Below are 15,656 nucleotides of genomic sequence, written 5' to 3'. Positions count from 1 at the left end.
TGGAAATTGCTCTGGGCCTTAAGCCGCCTGGAGGCGGTCAGCCGACATCTTGCCGGACTTGTTGTCGCGGACGAGCTCGTAAGAGAGCTTCTGGCCATCCTTGAGATCGCGCATGCCGGCGCGTTCGACGGCCGAGATGTGGACGAAAACGTCGGCAGCGCCGTCATCCGGCTGAATGAAGCCGAAGCCCTTGGTTGCGTTGAACCACTTTACGGTACCAGTGCTCATGACGATATCCTTTTCGAATCGCTCATAGAAGATTGCCGCGCGTACCGAAGCACGAGCGGCGATGAAAACCGATTTTGGAGGAAGTTCGCCAGGAACGACGCAAGCGCCGTTTCAAAGTTCATCTAGCAAGATCGATGCGAGAACGTTTAATCGGGAATTGTGTCCGTGGCAAGGCGTCGGCACGGAAAAGTCGAATCAGCTTGCGGGACGTTCTTGGACGGCGTGCCGTGGCCACCCCTCTGCCCTGCCGGGCATCTCCCCCCAGGTGGGGAGATTGGCTTGGCTTACTGGCTTCCCCAAACAACTGGCGTCACAGCGTGGCGAAACCGTCGAGGGACGGGAAGGTTTGGCCACTTGTGATCTCCCCACCTGTGCGAAAGATGCCCGGCAGGGCAGAGGGGGGCGGCCGCGGCACAACGGAAAAGCTCGTCCCGTTAAAACCAAGACCGCGAAACGGCTTACGCCGCCACCTTCGCCCCCGCATAAGGATCGAACCGCCCATAAAACGTCTCACCCTTGGCAGCCATATCCTTCAGCAGCGGCGTCGGCTTGAAATGATCTCCGTAAGCCCCAGCTAACTTTTCTGCCAGGTCCACGAAGGCCTTAGCGCCCATGCCGTCGATATAGCTGAGCGCGCCGCCGGTATAGGGCGCGAAGCCGAATCCGAGGATCGAGCCGACGTCGGCTTCGCGCGGATCGGTGACGATACCTTCCTCGACGGTGCGGGCGGCTTCGAGCGCGATGGTGACGAGGAAGCGTTGCTTCAGCACGGCGACATCGACCTCATCCGCCTTCTTCTGCGGGTAGAGGCTCTTCAGTTCGGGCCAGAGCGACTTTTTCGCCGGTTTCGGCGGATAGTCGTAAAAGCCCTTGGAATTCTTGCGGCCGAAACGGCCCTCCTTTTCCACCATGCGGGAGATCAGCTCCATATGCCTGGGGTCGATCGCCTTCTCGCCAAGATCGGCGGCGGTGGCCTTGAGGATCTTCAGCGACAGGTCGATCGCCACCTCGTCGTTTAGCGCCAGGGGACCGACCGGCATGCCGGCCATCTTCGCCGCATTCTCGATCATCGCAGGCGGCACGCCCTCGATCAGCATGTCGTAACTCTCAGACATGTAGCGCAGCACGCAGCGATTGACGAAGAAGCCGCGGGTGTCGTTGACGACGATCGGCGTCTTCTTGATCGCCGCGACATAATCGAGAGCGACGGCGAGCGCCTTGTCGCCGGTCTCCTTGCCGAGGATGACCTCGGTCAGCATCATCTTCTCCACGGGCGAGAAGAAGTGGATGCCGATGAAATCGGCGGGGCGCTTCGAGTTCTTCGCCAGTCCCGTGATCGGCAGGGTCGAGGTATTGGAGGCGAAGATCGCGCCTTCCGGCAGTACGGCTTCGACCGCCTCGATGACCGACTTTTTCACTTCGCGATCCTCGAACACCGCCTCGATGACGAGATCGGCGGTGGCGAGACCGGCATAATCGGCGGAGGGCGTGATGCGGGCAAGAAGGGCCGCGGCCTCGTCCTGCGTAAACCGTCCCTTACCGACGGAATCCTTGACCAGGCCTTCGCAGACGGCCTTGCCCTTGGCGGCCGCTTCCATGTCGCGGTCGATCAGCGTCACCGGGAGACCGGCGGCGGCGGTGACATAGGCGATCGAGGCGCCCATGAAGCCGGCGCCGACGACACCGACATGTTTCAGTTCGGTCTTGGGATGGCCTGCCGGGCGGCGGGCACCCTTGCCGAGTTCCTGCATCGAGATGAACAGCGAGCGGATCATCGAGAAGGCTTCGCGGGTCTGCAGCACTTCGGTGAAATAACGCTGCTCGATCTTCAGTCCGGTGTCGAAGGGCACCTGCAGGCCTTCATAGACGCATTTCAGGATGGCGAGCGCGGCTGGATAATTGCCGGAGGTTTCGCGGCGCAGGATTGCCGGTGCGGCCGGCCAGAGCTGGGCGGAGGCCGGCGTCCAGATGCCGCCGCCAGGCGCCTTGAAGCCCTTCTCGTCCCAGGGGGCGACCGGCTTCAGGCCATCCTTGATCATCTGCTTGGCGGCGGGGATCAACTGATCCGGCTCGACCACCTGATGCACGAGGTTCATCGCCTTGGCGCGGGAGCCGGTCAGCGACTGGCCGGTCGTCATCATCTGCAGCGCGTCCTGGGCGTTGGCCAGCCGCGGCACACGCTGGGTGCCGCCGGCGCCGGGGAAGATGCCGACCTTTACCTCGGGCAGCGCGATCTTGACGCTCTTGGCGTTGGAGGCGACACGGCCGTGGCAGGCAAGCGACAGTTCAAAGGCGCCGCCCATGCAGGTGCCGTTGATGGCCGAAACCCAGGGCTTGCCCGATGTTTCGAGCTTGCGGAACAGGCCGGACATGCGCCCGACCAGCCCGAAGAGGTTCTGCACCGCTGTCTCCGGGCTGTTTGCCTTCTCGTCCTGATAGGCGCTGAACATCGACTTGATCATCGACAGATCGGCGCCGCCGGAGAAGGAGGATTTGCCCGAGGTGAAGACGACGCCCTTGACGGCAGCGTCAGCGGTCGTGGCGTCAATGATCGCGTCGAGTTCGGCCATCACCTCGGCGGTGAAGACGTTCATCGATTTGCCGGGCATGTCCCAGGTGACGAGAGCGATGCCATCGGCGTCGGTTTCGAGCGTGAAATTGGTGTAGGTCATTGGGTTTCCTCCCCGATCAGGCCGGCAAATGGCTGCGCTGCGCGTCTAAGGTCTTCGTCTTTTCGGTGACGACATCGCCGGTGTGCTTGGTCTGCGAAGGCTCGAAAAGCACGATCCAGCATTCCTCCGGCGCAACCGGATTATGCTCGACACCCCTCGGCACGACATGAAAATCACCGGCGCTCAGATGCACATGCGGGCGATCGCGATATTCGATGGTCAACGACCCCTTCCAGATGAGGAAAAGCTCGTCCTCGTCACGGTGGGAATGCCAGGCGAGCTGGCCCTTAACCTTGGCGAGCTTGACGCTCTGGCCGTTGAGATCTGCGATGACGCGGGGCGACCAGTGCTCGGTGACCTCAGCATATTCGGTTTCGATCGTGCCGGTGTTGAAGCCCATCGTCAGACCCTTTCGATAACCGTTGCGGTACCCATGCCGGCGCCGATGCAGAGCGTCACCAGCGCAGTGTTGAGGTCGCGGCGTTCAAGTTCGTCCAGCACCGTGCCGAGGATCATCGCGCCGGTGGCGCCGAGCGGATGGCCCATGGCGATGGCGCCGCCATTGACGTTGATCCTGTCGTGATCGATGTCGAAAGCCTGCATGTATCGCAGCACCACGGCGGCGAAGGCCTCGTTCAGCTCGAAGAGGTCGATATCGGCAAGGCGCATGCCGGTCCGCGTCAACAGCTTCTCGGTGACATCGACCGGGCCGGTCAGCATCAAAGCCGGATCGGAGCCGATATTGGCGAAGGCCTTGATGCGGGCGCGGGGCTTCAGCCCCATGCTTTCGCCGCCGGCCTTCGAGCCGAGCAGGACGACGCCGGCGCCGTCAACGATGCCGGAGGAATTGCCGGCATGGTGGACATAGTTGATGCGCTCGATCTCGGGATGCGCCTGGATGCCGACGGCTTCGAAGCCGCCCATCTCGCCCGGCATCTGGAAGGACGGATTGAGCGAAGCCAGCGCCTGCATATCGGTGCCCGGGCGCATATGTTCATCCTTATCCAGGATCGTCAGGCCGTTCTGATCCTTGACCGGGACGACCGACTTGTCGAACCAACCGTGCGCCCAGGCATGTCCGGCGCGCTTCTGGCTCTCGACGGCATAGGCGTCGACATCGGTTCTGCTGAAACCGTATTTGGTGGCGATGAGATCGGCCGAGACGCCCTGCGGCATGAAATAGGCCGGGAAATTCACCGAGGGATCCATGAACCAGGCGCCGCCGGACATGCCGAGGCCGACGCGGGACATGCTTTCGACGCCGCCCGCGATGACGATGTCGTCGGCGCCTTGAGCGATCTTGCCGGCGCCGAAATTGACGGCATCGAGGCCGGAGGCGCAGAAACGGGAGATCTGCATGCCGGGCGCCCTGGTGGAATAACCGGCCTCGAAAGCGGCGGCCTTGGGGATGACCGCGCCGGCATCCATCACCGGATCGACGCAGCCCATGATGATGTCGTCGACCGTCGTGGTGTCGAGCCCGTTGCGGTCGCGGATTGCCTCCAGCGTCTTGGCCGCAAGGCGGACGGAGGGCACCTCATGCAGGGCGCCGTCCTTCTTGCCGCGGCCGCGCGGCGTGCGGACGTGATCGTAAATGAAAACCTCGGTCATTGTCTCGTCTCCCTGGCGGCGCGGCGGGCGCCGGTAAATTTCGTGTTTTCGCTTCTCCCCAGCGGGGGTGCGAAGGACGGGTCGAGACCAGTGGCTCGACCCTGGGCAAAGCGAGGCGATGAGGGGGCTCCGGCAAGGCCGGAGCCAAACGAAAGCCGCGCCTGCGGCCCCCCCCTCATCCGACCCTTCGGGCCACCTTCTCCCCGCTAGGGAGAAGGGGGAACCTCAATTAGAAGGCTTCCGCGGCCAGGTCCATCATCGTGTCGGCGCCGGCTTCGATGCGGGTCTTGCGCAGCGCGGTTTCCGGCATGATGCGCTCCATGAAGAAGCGGGCGGTCACCAGCTTGTTCTTCAGGAAATCTTCGCGGCTCCCATCGCCGGATGCAAGGCCGTCATCGGCGGCTTTCGCCATCTTTGCCCACATATAGCCGAGAACGACGAGGCCGAAGAGATGCATATAGTCGGTCGAGCCGGCGCCGGCGTTGTCGGGCTTGGCCATGGCGTTCTGCATGAACCACATGGTCGCGGCCTGGACGTCGTTCAAGCCCTTCTTCAGATGCTTGGTGAAGAAGGAGAGCTTTTCGTCGCCGCGGTTCTCCTCGCAGAAATCACCGATCTCCTTGAAAAGGGCCATGGCGGCGCGGCCGCCGTTCAGGGCGAGCTTGCGGCCGACGAGGTCGAGCGCCTGAATGCCGTTGGCGCCTTCATAGATCATGGCGATGCGGGCATCGCGCACATACTGGCTCATGCCGTGTTCTTCGATATAGCCGTGACCGCCGAAGACCTGCTGGGCCATGACGGCGTTATCGAAGCCCTTGTCGGTCATCACGCCCTTGAGGATGGGGGTGACGAGGCCGAGAATATCGTCGGCCGTCTGGCGCTCCTTGTCGTCGGTGGCGCGGTGGGCGATATCGGATTTGAGCGCCGTCCAGAGCAGGAAGGCGCGGCCGGCCTCGTTGAAGGCGCGGATGGTCATCAGCGTCCGGCGGATATCGGGATGGACGATGATCGGATCGGCCTTCCTGTCCGGCGCCTTGGGACCGGACAGCGAGCGACCCTGGATGCGGTCGCGGGCGTAGTTGGCGGCATTCTGATAGGCGATCTCGGAAATGGCGATACCCTGCAGGCCGACCATCAGACGGGCCTCGTTCATCATCACGAACATGGCGTTGAGGCCGCGGTTTTCGGCGCCGATCAGGAAGCCGGTCGCCTCGTCGTAATTCATGACGCAGGTGGCGTTGGCGTGGATGCCCATCTTGTGCTCGATCGCACCGCAGGTGACCGCGTTGCGGGCGCCAAGCGCACCGTCCTTGCCGACGAGGAATTTCGGTACGATGAAGAGCGAGATGCCCTTGGTACCCTCCGGCGCGCCCTCGATGCGGGCAAGCACCAGGTGGACGATGTTGTCGGCAAGGTCATGCTCACCGGCGGAGATGAAGATCTTCTGGCCGGAGATCTTGTAGCTGCCGTCGGCCTGCGGCACTGCCTTGGTGCGCAGCATGCCGAGATCGGTGCCGCAATGCGGCTCGGTCAAGTTCATCGTGCCGGTCCAGGCGCCGTCCACCATCTTCGGCAGATAGGTGGTTTTCTGCTCGGCCGAACCGTGGACGAGGATCGCGGCGATCGCGCCCTGCGTCAGGCCCGGATACATCATCAACGACATGTTGGCGGCGGAGGTATATTCGCCGACGGCGGTATGCAGCGTATAGGGAAGCCCCTGCCCGCCGAATTCCTCCGGCACCGCAAGGCCGATCCAGCCGCCATCGCGATAGGCTTTGTAAGCCTCCTGGAAGCCTTTCGGCGTCGAGACGCTGGCATCGTCGTGGCGCGTGCAGCCTTCCTGATCGCCGGAATAATTCACGGGAAAGAGAACTTCTTCGGCCACCTTGGCCGCCTCGCCGAGGATCGCTTCGATCATATCGGGCGTGGCGTCGGCGAAACCCGGCAGATTGTTGTAGCGTTCGAGGCCCAGCACGTCGTTCAGGACGAAGAGCGTATCGTTCACCGGGGCCTTGTAGACTGGCATCTGTCAAATTCCTCCCATTCGACTGCCGGTCGCGCCGGCCTCGCGGACTGTCTTACAAAATATTGACGTTTGCGTAAACGTCAAAATCGCCACGTTGGCTGCCTTTCGCGAAAAAAATTACGGGCGCGAATCCGCAACTGCTGACGAGACGTCGTCTCCCCTTCCTTGTCCATTGCGGAACGACGTATAAGCGGCAAGGCTCTTTAAACCGCAGATCGGGAATGCTTCAGATGATCAGTTTCGATGCGATAAGGCAGCGTGCGGAGCAACGGAAAGGCGGCGCGGCAGCGCTGCAGGCAATGCTGGAGAAACATCGGCCGGATCACGACCGGCTGCGCACCATGCCCGACGACCGCATCCTCGCCGACATGACCCGACGTATCTTCTACAGCGGCTTCGTCCAGAAGGTGATCGATGCGAAGTGGCCGGGCTTCGAAGCGGCGTTTTACGGTTTCGATCCGGCAATGCTCAATATTGCGCCGGACGATTACTGGCATGAGCTGACCTCGGACGAACGGATCATCCGCAACGGCGCGAAGATCATGGCGGTGCGCGCCAATGCCGCTTTCGTGAGGGAGCTGGCGAAGGAATATGGCAGCGCCGGCGCCTTTTTCGCCGACTGGCCGCGAGAGGACCAGATCGGCCTTCTCGACCTGCTGAGCAAACGCGGCAGCCGGCTCGGCGGCATGACCGGGCAATATTTCCTGCGCGGCATCGGCCGCGACAGCTTCGTCGCCACGATGGACGTACTCGCCTGCCTGCGATCGGCGGGCGTGCCGCTGTCTGCCTCCGGCACAGCGAAGAAGGACCAGCCGCTGATCCAGCAGGCCTTCAATGCATGGGCGGAGGAGACCGGCCTTTCCTTCAATCACCTCTCGCGCATCAGCGCCTATTCGATCGATGCGGTAGGGCCGCACTGAAATTCCCGCCAGGGCGCTGGCACGAGCCATCGGCACTTCCTACCTCTTTCGGACGATCCACGCAGGAAGATACTCATGTCCGACTTTCCCTATGCCAGCGCCCTCATCGTCGGGGCGGGTTCCGGCATCAGCGCATCGCTCGCCCGGCAATTGTCGGCGCTCGGAGTCAAGGTCGGGCTTGCCGCCCGCAACATCGAAAAGCTCCAGGCGCTCTTGGAGGAAACAGGCGCCAGCGCATTCAGCGCCGATGTGTCGAAGCCTGCCAGCGTCGCGGCGCTGTTCGAAGAGGCTGCCGCCACCATCGGCGGGCCAGAGGTCGTGATCTTCAATGCCGGCGCCCGGGTGCGCGGCCCGCTTGCCGAACTCGACCCCGCCGAAGTGGAAAAGGCGATCGCGACCACCGCCTTCGGCGGCTTTCTGGTGGCGCAACAGGCGGCGCAGCACATGATACCGCGCGGCCGCGGCGCGATCTTCTTCACCGGCGCTTCGGCAAGCGTGAAAGGCTTTGCGCAATCGGCTCCCTTCGCTATGGGCAAGTTCGCGCTGCGCGGCCTTGCCCAGAGTGCCGCCCGCGAGCTCGGGCCGATGGGCATCCATGTCGCCCATTTCGTCATCGACGGCGGCGTGCGTTCCGAAATCCGGCCGGACCGGGTGGAGAAACCAGACGGCACGCTGCTGCCGGACGCGATCGCCCAGACCTATGTTGACGTGCTTCGCCAGCACCGCAGTGCTTGGTCGCTGGAAGTGGAAGTCCGGCCATGGACGGAGAATTTCTGAGCTGCCGGCGGCGCAGAAGAGGCCGCTTTCGCGACGGTTACGAACAGACTATGTTTCGTCGAAAGAGCTGGCAGGGAGGAACCGATGCCGCGCCTGGACCATGTCACGATCGATACCCGCGATGCGCCTCGCATGATCGGCTTCTTCAAGACCGTGCTCGGCGTCGAGGAAGGCTACCGGCCGCCTTTCCCCTCGCCCGGCCACTGGCTCTATCTCGACGACCGCCCGGTCATCCATCTCAGCCTGACATCGCGCAGCGGTGATTTTCCACCCGGCATCTTCAACCATGTCGCCTTCAGCCTTTACGAATTCGCCCCGGCGCTGGAGCGCATCAAGTCGAGCGGCTATCGCTACGAATATTACGATATCCCCGACACCGATCTCGGCCAGGTCTTCGTTTACGGCCCCGAGGGCGTGAAGATCGAGCTGCAATATAAGCGGCCGGCCTGAACGCGCACCGCCGTTCGATCCGACCAATTGGCCGGCAATTGCCGCCAAAAACGGCGTTTTGAGCCCAAACGTTAAAAAATTCTCAGCGACATTAACGGCTTGTTTACCACGTTTCGTGAAAGGTGCGGATTGAGCAACAGCAATCCGCATTCCTTTTCCCAGTCTCGCGTTTCCCAGGGATGCCGCTACATCGTTCAGCTTGAGGAAAGTCTAATTGACTAACTTCTGATGAAAGATGCTCCGGTCCGCGTGAAGACGCTGGCCACAGACGGAAAAGCCACGGATCGAGCTCTGACGAGGGGTCGAGCAGTCGAAGCGAGCAAGAAGATGAACGGATCGCGATCAAATCCTTCCCGACAGTCCGACAGGACCTCGCTCGATGCGCTGAACCGCACGATCGAGGGGCTGGAGGCGCGCATTGAAGGGCTGATGGGCAGCGGGCGCGAACAGCGGCCGCGCACGGCAACGGCCGAGCGCGATCCCTATGGCGGCTCCAACCCTCCGCGCCCGGCAAGGGCGCCGATCGAGCCGCGGCCGGATCCGCTCGCCGAAATCCGCCAGCGCCAACGCGCGCTCGAAGCCGGCCGTGAGCGGCCCTACGGACGCGAGCCGGCCCCGCAATTGCGCGACCCTGCGCCGCGCGCCGCACCGCAGGCGGCACCCGCCTTCCGCCCCGGCGACGACACGATGACGGAGATCGCCCAGGCGCTCGTCAACCTGCGCCAAGACCTGAAGCGCGACATTTCCGAAGGCGTCACCCGCGAGATGAACGCGCTGCGCGCCGAACTTCGCGAGATCAAGACGAATGCCGGAGACGGCCGCTTCGCCGACGACATGCGCGCCGATATGGGCCGCCTTGCCCAGAGCATCACCCAGCTGACCGGCCGTTCGAGCGCCCCGGAGGCCGCCGGCCTTCGCGAGGATTTCGAGGAACTGCGCTCGCTGATGGACGGGCTGGCGCGCGAGGATTCGCTGCGCCATATGGAAAATCGCTGGGACGGCTTCGAAAGCCGGCTTGCCGCCCTCGATACCGAGGGGCTGCAGGAAGAACTGGTTTCGCTCGCCTATCGGCTCGACGACATCAAGCGCCATATCGGCGGCATGGGCGAAAGCCCGGCGGTCAGGGCGCTTGAGGACAAGCTCATCGCCATCGCCACGGCGATGGAACAGTTCGGCAGCATGATCCAGCCGCACGACCGGGTGATGTCCGAACAGTTCGCCGCCATGGACATGCGGCTCGACGAGATCAGCCGGGCGATCGCGGCCAGCGGACGCGCGGCCGCCGCCAACGATCCGGGGCTGATGCAGCGGCTGGAGGGCCGGCTTTCGGCGCTGGCCGACCAGATAGACCTGATGAGTCATGATGCGGCCAATCGCGCAACGCCTGATGACGAGCTGGCGCTGCGGCTCGAGGCCCTAACATCCCGCGTCGAGGAGCTGACCAAGGCGGAAGCGACGTCGCGACTCGACGAACGGCTGGAACATCTGTCCTATCTGCTGGAGCACACCCAGAAGGCCGCGCCGCAGCCCGATCTCACCGGACCGCTTTCCGACATTTCCCGCAAGATCGACGCGCTCGAAAACGGCGCCGTCAACGACGTGCTGGCGCAGCGGCTCGATCATCTCGCCCGACGCATCGACGAGATGGCCTATCAGCAGCCGGCGCCCGTGGCGGCGGTCGACGACGGCGCCTTCCAGCGTTTGGAAGGACGGCTGAGCGACATCGCCGCCCGGCTGGAAGAGAGCACGGCGGCAGCTCCGACCGATCCGCACGCGCTGAAGAACCTCGAAGACCAGATCGCCAATCTTTCGGCGCTGATGAGCGAGCCGCGCGAAAGCGCTGCGATCCCCGCCGATCTCGACCGGCGGATGGGCGCGATCGAAGATTATATGGCGACCAGCGACGAATATATCATCGAGGCAGCGCGCCAGGCGGCTGAGGCCGTCGTCGAGGCCTATTCGCGCAATGGCGCCGCCCAGGGCGGCGTGCCCGCCGCCGACATGTCGGCGCTGACGGCGCTCGCCGAAGACCTGCGCCATCTCGAGGATATCAGCCGCGACAGCGAGGAACGCACGCACAAGACCTTCAAGGCGCTGCACGAGACGCTGGTGCATATCGCCGATCGCCTCGATGGCATGGAAGAGCGCGGGCGGCCGGCCGCCCAGATGCCGTTGGCCGAGGTCGACTTCGATGTCGATCCCTATGCGCTGATGGTGGCCGAGGCCGAGATGAACAAGGCGCCGGCCGCTGTCGCGACGGCGAAGGCCTCTCCCGTCATCCGCACCGCCGAGGTCGCCCCCGAACCTGCCCCCCCGGCACAGGCAACCGCCATGAGCGGAACGAGCGCGATCGCCATCGAAGCCGCCACCAGGACGCCGGAGGCTGCCACCGCCGCGCTGGCACAGGCACCGGCAAAGGCCAGCCTGCTCGCCAGCCTCGGCAAGCGGCTGCGGCCCGGCAAGAAGGCCGAAAACCGGGCAGCCGAACGCCCGATGATCGACCCCGCGCCGTCGATCGATCCCGCCGACGTGATGCCGTCGGATGCATCAAACGAACTGCTCGAGCCGGGCTCGGGCGCACCGGACGTCAAGAAGATCCTCGAGCGGGTTCGCGCCAGCCAGAGTGCGGCACGTGGCAAACCTGCCGCCGAAACTGATCGCGCCGATTATATCGCCGCTGCCCGTCGCGCCGCTCAGGCGGCCGCGATGGAGGTGGACGCCAATCCGAAACAGGCAGCCGTCAAGGGCGAGAAGAAGGCTGCCGACAAGGGCGGCAAGATTTCCGAGAAGACGGATAAGGCAGGCAAGACCAGCGCCTTTTCGCGTTACCGCCGGCCGATCCTGCTGGCAGTCGGCGCCGTGCTGCTCGCGATCATGGCCTTTCCGCTTGCGAGAACGCTGACGAGCGGCGAGAGCGCACCGCAGCCGCCGGCCGAGGTCTCGGCCCTGACCGGCGCGACCGAGAACCCGCAGCCGGCCTTGCCTGAAGCGACGCCGGCCCAGTCGGACAGCAATGGCGCAGAGACGGCCGCTCCCACAGCGGAGGCGACCCCACCCGCCGCCGAGCAGGCACAACCCGAGGCAACCCCACCGGTTGCCGGAGATCATCTGACCGACGCGACGCCGCTCGACGGCGAAGGGGCCGCGACCTTTGCCCCCGGCGCGCCATCGGGTGCTGCGCAGGAGACATCGGGCTTCGTCGCGAATACGCCGGCGGCCAGCGCGCCCCAGGCCGCCATCGCCATTCCCGACACCATCCAGCCGAAATCGCTTGCCGATGCGGCGCAGGGCGGCGATGCGCTGGCGCTGTTTGAGATCGGCGCGCGTTATTCGGACGGCCGCAACGGCATCACCGTCGATCAGAAGCAAGCCGCAGGCTGGTACCAGCTTTCGGCCGACAAGGGTTTTGCACCGGCGCAATACCGGCTCGGCAGCATGTACGAGAAGGGCAACGGCGTCGAACGCGACATCGCCAAGGCCAAGGGCTTCTACGAACAGGCGGCAAACCAGGGCAATGCCAGCGCCATGCACAATCTCGCCGTGCTCTACGCCTCTGGCGCTCTTGGCCAGCAGGATTATGCGACGGCCGCCTCCTGGTTCACCAAGGCTGCCAACCTCGGCATCACCGACAGCCAGTTCAACTTGGCGATCCTCTGCGCGAGGGGTAACGGCGTCCCGGCGGATCTCGAAGAATCCTACAAATGGTTTGCGATTGCCGCCAAGGCCGGCGACAAGGATGCGGCGCAGAAGCGCGACGAAGTGGCCAACGCCATGAAGCCCGACCAGCTCGAACGTGCCCGCGCCAAGGCCGATCTCTGGAAGCCGGAGCCGCTCGACCACCGCAGCAATACCATCGACATTCCGGACGAATGGGCGGGAACCGGCCTGAAGACGGCGAGCGTCGACATGAAGAAGGCGGTCCGCAACATCCAGGCGATCCTCAACAATAACGGCTTCGACGCCGGGACGCCGGATGGCGAAATGGGCGCCAAGACGGTGACCGCGATCAAGAACTTCCAGAAGTCGATCGGCCAAGAGCCGGACGGCAAGGTGACCGACGCAACCGTCAAGGCGCTGCTCGAACGCAACAAGCAGGGAGCCAAAGCGATCTAGAGCATTTCCATTCCCTCGGGCGCGGAAATGACTTCTATCGTGATTGCGCCAAACCGGGCGCAAACCGCACGGCCCTTCTGCTGAAATTGCTTTAGAAAAAGCCTGGCGGCACTATGCCGCAAGGCTTTTTCCAATTTTGCCGCCGACTGTCACAAAACCTGAAAAAAGCCGGATTATGCGGGACATATCCATCCGCGCATCCGGCGAATCTTCTGCCACCGATCTCCATCGCTCGATCCAAGGGCCGATCGAAAGCCTCTGGCAACGATTTCACAGTATGGTGCGCATTCGAACGGGGACGTGACAGAAACCGCCCGGCAGGAGCGGTCATCATTCGGGGTCGGCTGTGACAATCTATCTGCCCATCGCAGAATTGTCGGTGAACATCTTCATCATTCTCGGCATGGGGGCGGCCGTCGGATTCCTGTCTGGAATGTTCGGCGTCGGCGGCGGCTTTCTGATCACGCCGCTGCTGATCTTCTACAATATTCCCCCCGTGGTTGCCGTCGCCACCGGCGCCAACCAGGTCGTGGCCTCGTCGATCTCCGGCGCGATCACCCATTTCCGGCGCGGCACGCTCGACGTCAAGCTCGGCACGGTGCTTTTGATCGGCGGCCTCACCGGGGCCACGGTCGGCATCTGGATCTTCTCGTTGCTGCGCGCCATCGGTCAGCTCGATCTGATCATCTCGCTGATGTATGTCATCTTCCTCGGCACGGTCGGCGGGCTGATGCTGCTCGAAAGCATCAATGCCATGCGGCGGGCGGCGCGCAACGAGCCGCCGGCGCCGCGCAAACCCGGCCATCAGCACTGGGTGCACAGACTGCCGCTGAAGGTGCGCTTCAAGAAATCGAAGATCTTTCTCAGCGTCATTCCGATCGTCGCGCTCGGTTTTGCGATCGGCATCCTCACCTCGATCATGGGCGTCGGCGGCGGCTTCATCATGGTGCCGGCGATGATCTATCTGCTGCGCATCCCGACCAATGTCGTCGTCGGCACGTCGCTGTTCCAGATCATCTTCGTGACCGCCTATACGACGATCGTCCAGGCGGCGACGAACTTTTCCGTCGATATCGTGCTCGCCTTCATCCTGATGGTGGCGGGCGTCATCGGGGCGCAATACGGCGTGCGCGTCGGCCAGAAGCTGCGCGGCGAGCAGCTGCGCGCCCTGCTCGGCTTGCTGGTGCTTGCCGTCGGCCTGCGTCTGGCGATCGCCTTGGTGGTGACGCCGGCCGACATCTATTCGGTGGTGATCGGAGCCCACAACTGATGCGCCTGCTTGCCGCCGTCCTCACATTGCTTTGTCTGCTGCCGGCGGCGGCCGGAGCGCAATGGCTGCCGGGGCAGTCAACCGAAGCAGTGCGTGAAGGACTTGAGATCGGCACGTCGACCAGCGAAATCGCCATCACCTCGGATTTCCACGGCGCCGATCTGACCATCTTCGGGGCGCTGTCGAATACCGACCAGCTGCTGCTCGCCATCGGCCAATATGACGTGGTCGTGGTCCTGGAGGGCCCGCGTCAGGATGCGACGGTGCGCAAGAAGGAGCGCGTCTTCGGCATCTGGGTGAATACGCGCTCGATGACCTTCGAATCCGTACCGCACTCCTATTCGATGTCGAGTTCGCGGATGATCGACGACCTGACGACGCCACTCGAACTGACCGACCAGGGGATCGGCATCGACTATATTCCGCTGACACCGGTCGGCTTCGTCGGCGACGGCAGCAATCTCGGCGAATTCCGCGATGCCTTCCGGCGGCTGCAGCAGGGCGGCGGATTCTACGACCGCAACCCGAGCGGCGTGCGTTTCGTTTCCTCCAACCTCTTCAAGGCGAGCCTGCGGCTGCCGGCAAACATTCCGAACGGCGTCCACACCGTGCGCGCCTATCTCTTCAAGAGCGGGACTCTGATTACCGAGGAATCGCTTCCGCTGCGCGTCATCAAGACCGGTATCGAGCAGACGATCACCGACGCCGCGCATGGTCAGCCGATCCTCTACGGCTGCGCTGCCGTGCTGCTCGCCGTCATCACCGGCTGGGGCGCCAGCCTGATCTTCCGCAAGGACTGATCTCCGCCGCCGGCGCGGCATTCATGAAAATCTCCTCCCGGAATGGCACGCGACACGGATGCGGCTCATCTTGCCTTCCCGTGAAAACCGCTTGCATTTTGCTATCAGTCGCTCTAGCTTGAACCAGTTGCTATTCGCAATCGGTTTGTTGCGGTGAATGCAATCCACAAGGAGGATGGACATGAGAAAGATTATCGTCTGGAACCTGATGACCCTCGACGGCTATTTCGAAGGCACCAAGCCTTGGGATATCGACTTCCACAATCTCGCCTGGGGGCCGGAGCTGCAGCACTATGCCGAGCAATTCGGCGAGGAAGGCGATCTCCTGGTCTTCGGCCGCAAGACCTATGAGGGCATGGCCTCCTACTGGCCGACCGCCGAAAGCGAAGACACAATCAAAGCCTATATGAACGGCATCGCCAAAATCGCCGTGTCGCGGACGATGACCGAGCCCGGCTGGAACAATGCCCGCGTCGTCAGCGATCCGATCCCGGAACTGACGCGGCTGAAGCAGGAAGACGGCAAAACGATCTTCATCTTCGGCAGTGCCGAGCTCGCCGATAGCCTGCTGAAAGCGGGTCTTATCGATGAAATCAGGGTCTGCGTGGTGCCCGTCATCCTCGGCGGCGGCAACCCGCTCTTCAAGCCTGCCGAGGGCCAGGTGCCGCTGAAGCTCATCGAATCCTCGACGACGCAAGGCGGTGCGGTGATCCTGCGCTACGAGCCGGTGAAAGCGTAGCGTCTTAGACTATCTGATGACGCCGGCGGCCCAATCTGGGGCCGCATTCG

At 63.5% G+C, this 15,656-nt stretch carries 12 protein-coding genes; 7 read left to right on the top strand and 5 right to left on the bottom strand.

Going from position 1 to position 15,656, the window contains the following annotated elements:
- Positions 1–18: 18 nt before the first annotated feature.
- The 5 genes from OS035_RS26500 to OS035_RS26480 form a co-directional block, all read right to left on the bottom strand.
- Positions 19–228, bottom strand: coding sequence for a cold-shock protein (locus OS035_RS26500; RefSeq protein WP_003545273.1), 210 nt, complete (start codon positions 226–228; stop codon positions 19–21).
- 458 nt (positions 229–686) lie between these two features.
- A complete protein-coding gene (locus OS035_RS26495) occupies positions 687–2,900 on the bottom strand; it encodes a 3-hydroxyacyl-CoA dehydrogenase NAD-binding domain-containing protein (protein ID WP_183779296.1) in 2,214 nt (737 codons plus the stop codon).
- A gap of 16 nt (positions 2,901–2,916) precedes the next feature.
- Positions 2,917–3,300, bottom strand: a complete 384-nt coding sequence (locus OS035_RS26490; protein WP_130715564.1) for a cupin domain-containing protein — start codon at positions 3,298–3,300, stop codon at positions 2,917–2,919.
- A gap of 2 nt (positions 3,301–3,302) precedes the next feature.
- Complete coding sequence (locus OS035_RS26485; protein WP_331814246.1) at positions 3,303–4,511, bottom strand: acetyl-CoA C-acetyltransferase; 1,209 nt, start codon at positions 4,509–4,511, stop codon at positions 3,303–3,305.
- A gap of 229 nt (positions 4,512–4,740) precedes the next feature.
- Entirely contained in the window at positions 4,741–6,537 is a 1,797-nt protein-coding gene (locus OS035_RS26480; protein WP_331814245.1) for an acyl-CoA dehydrogenase C-terminal domain-containing protein, read from the bottom strand.
- A 230-nt stretch (positions 6,538–6,767) separates the two neighbouring features.
- On the opposite strand from OS035_RS26480, the gene OS035_RS26475 reads away from it, so the two are divergent.
- From OS035_RS26475 to OS035_RS26445, 7 genes are all read left to right on the top strand, one after another.
- The gene (locus OS035_RS26475) at positions 6,768–7,457 is read left to right on the top strand and encodes a DNA-3-methyladenine glycosylase I (RefSeq protein ID WP_183852724.1); all 690 of its coding nucleotides are present in this window, start codon (positions 6,768–6,770) and stop codon (positions 7,455–7,457) included.
- A 75-nt stretch (positions 7,458–7,532) separates the two neighbouring features.
- Positions 7,533–8,234: an SDR family NAD(P)-dependent oxidoreductase gene (locus OS035_RS26470; RefSeq protein WP_331814244.1), complete on the top strand. Its 702-nt coding sequence runs from the start codon at positions 7,533–7,535 to the stop codon at positions 8,232–8,234.
- 84 nt (positions 8,235–8,318) lie between these two features.
- The gene (locus tag OS035_RS26465; RefSeq protein ID WP_097624792.1) at positions 8,319–8,684 is read left to right on the top strand and encodes a VOC family protein; all 366 of its coding nucleotides are present in this window, start codon (positions 8,319–8,321) and stop codon (positions 8,682–8,684) included.
- Positions 8,685–9,011: 327 nt separating this feature from the next.
- Entirely contained in the window at positions 9,012–12,797 is a 3,786-nt protein-coding gene (locus OS035_RS26460; protein ID WP_331814243.1) for a peptidoglycan-binding protein, read from the top strand.
- Between the two features lie 346 nt (positions 12,798–13,143).
- Positions 13,144–14,067: a sulfite exporter TauE/SafE family protein gene (locus OS035_RS26455; RefSeq protein WP_054183786.1), complete on the top strand. Its 924-nt coding sequence runs from the start codon at positions 13,144–13,146 to the stop codon at positions 14,065–14,067.
- Positions 14,067–14,867 carry a TIGR02186 family protein gene (locus OS035_RS26450; protein ID WP_331814242.1) on the top strand — a complete coding sequence of 267 codons (801 nt, stop codon included), beginning with the start codon at positions 14,067–14,069 and terminating at the stop codon, positions 14,865–14,867. Before OS035_RS26455 ends, OS035_RS26450 begins: the two co-directional genes overlap by 1 nt.
- A 181-nt stretch (positions 14,868–15,048) precedes the next feature.
- Complete coding sequence (locus OS035_RS26445) at positions 15,049–15,606, top strand: dihydrofolate reductase family protein (RefSeq protein ID WP_097624790.1); 558 nt, start codon at positions 15,049–15,051, stop codon at positions 15,604–15,606.
- Positions 15,607–15,656 lie beyond the last annotated feature (50 nt).

Origin of the sequence: Rhizobium sp. 268 (assembly GCF_036571585.1) — a bacterium.
Lineage (GTDB): Bacteria > Pseudomonadota > Alphaproteobacteria > Rhizobiales > Rhizobiaceae > Rhizobium > Rhizobium redzepovicii.
Note: the sequence above shows the minus strand (reverse complement) of the source record. Positions and strands in the feature narration are given on the sequence as shown.

Excerpts from the sequence above, each read along its gene's own strand:
- OS035_RS26500 (WP_003545273.1), bottom strand. The coding sequence starts at position 228 with ATGAGCACTGGTACCGTAAAGTGGTTCAACGCAACCAAGGGCTTCGGC.
- OS035_RS26450 (WP_331814242.1), top strand. The coding sequence starts at position 14,067 with ATGCGCCTGCTTGCCGCCGTCCTCACATTGCTTTGTCTGCTGCCGGCG.
- OS035_RS26485 (WP_331814246.1), bottom strand. The coding sequence starts at position 4,511 with ATGACCGAGGTTTTCATTTACGATCACGTCCGCACGCCGCGCGGCCGC.
- OS035_RS26445 (WP_097624790.1), top strand. The coding sequence starts at position 15,049 with ATGAGAAAGATTATCGTCTGGAACCTGATGACCCTCGACGGCTATTTC.
- OS035_RS26460 (WP_331814243.1), top strand. The coding sequence starts at position 9,012 with ATGAACGGATCGCGATCAAATCCTTCCCGACAGTCCGACAGGACCTCG.
- OS035_RS26470 (WP_331814244.1), top strand. The coding sequence starts at position 7,533 with ATGTCCGACTTTCCCTATGCCAGCGCCCTCATCGTCGGGGCGGGTTCC.
- OS035_RS26495 (WP_183779296.1), bottom strand. The coding sequence starts at position 2,900 with ATGACCTACACCAATTTCACGCTCGAAACCGACGCCGATGGCATCGCT.
- OS035_RS26480 (WP_331814245.1), bottom strand. The coding sequence starts at position 6,537 with ATGCCAGTCTACAAGGCCCCGGTGAACGATACGCTCTTCGTCCTGAAC.
- OS035_RS26490 (WP_130715564.1), bottom strand. The coding sequence starts at position 3,300 with ATGGGCTTCAACACCGGCACGATCGAAACCGAATATGCTGAGGTCACC.
- OS035_RS26475 (WP_183852724.1), top strand. The coding sequence starts at position 6,768 with ATGATCAGTTTCGATGCGATAAGGCAGCGTGCGGAGCAACGGAAAGGC.
- OS035_RS26465 (WP_097624792.1), top strand. The coding sequence starts at position 8,319 with ATGCCGCGCCTGGACCATGTCACGATCGATACCCGCGATGCGCCTCGC.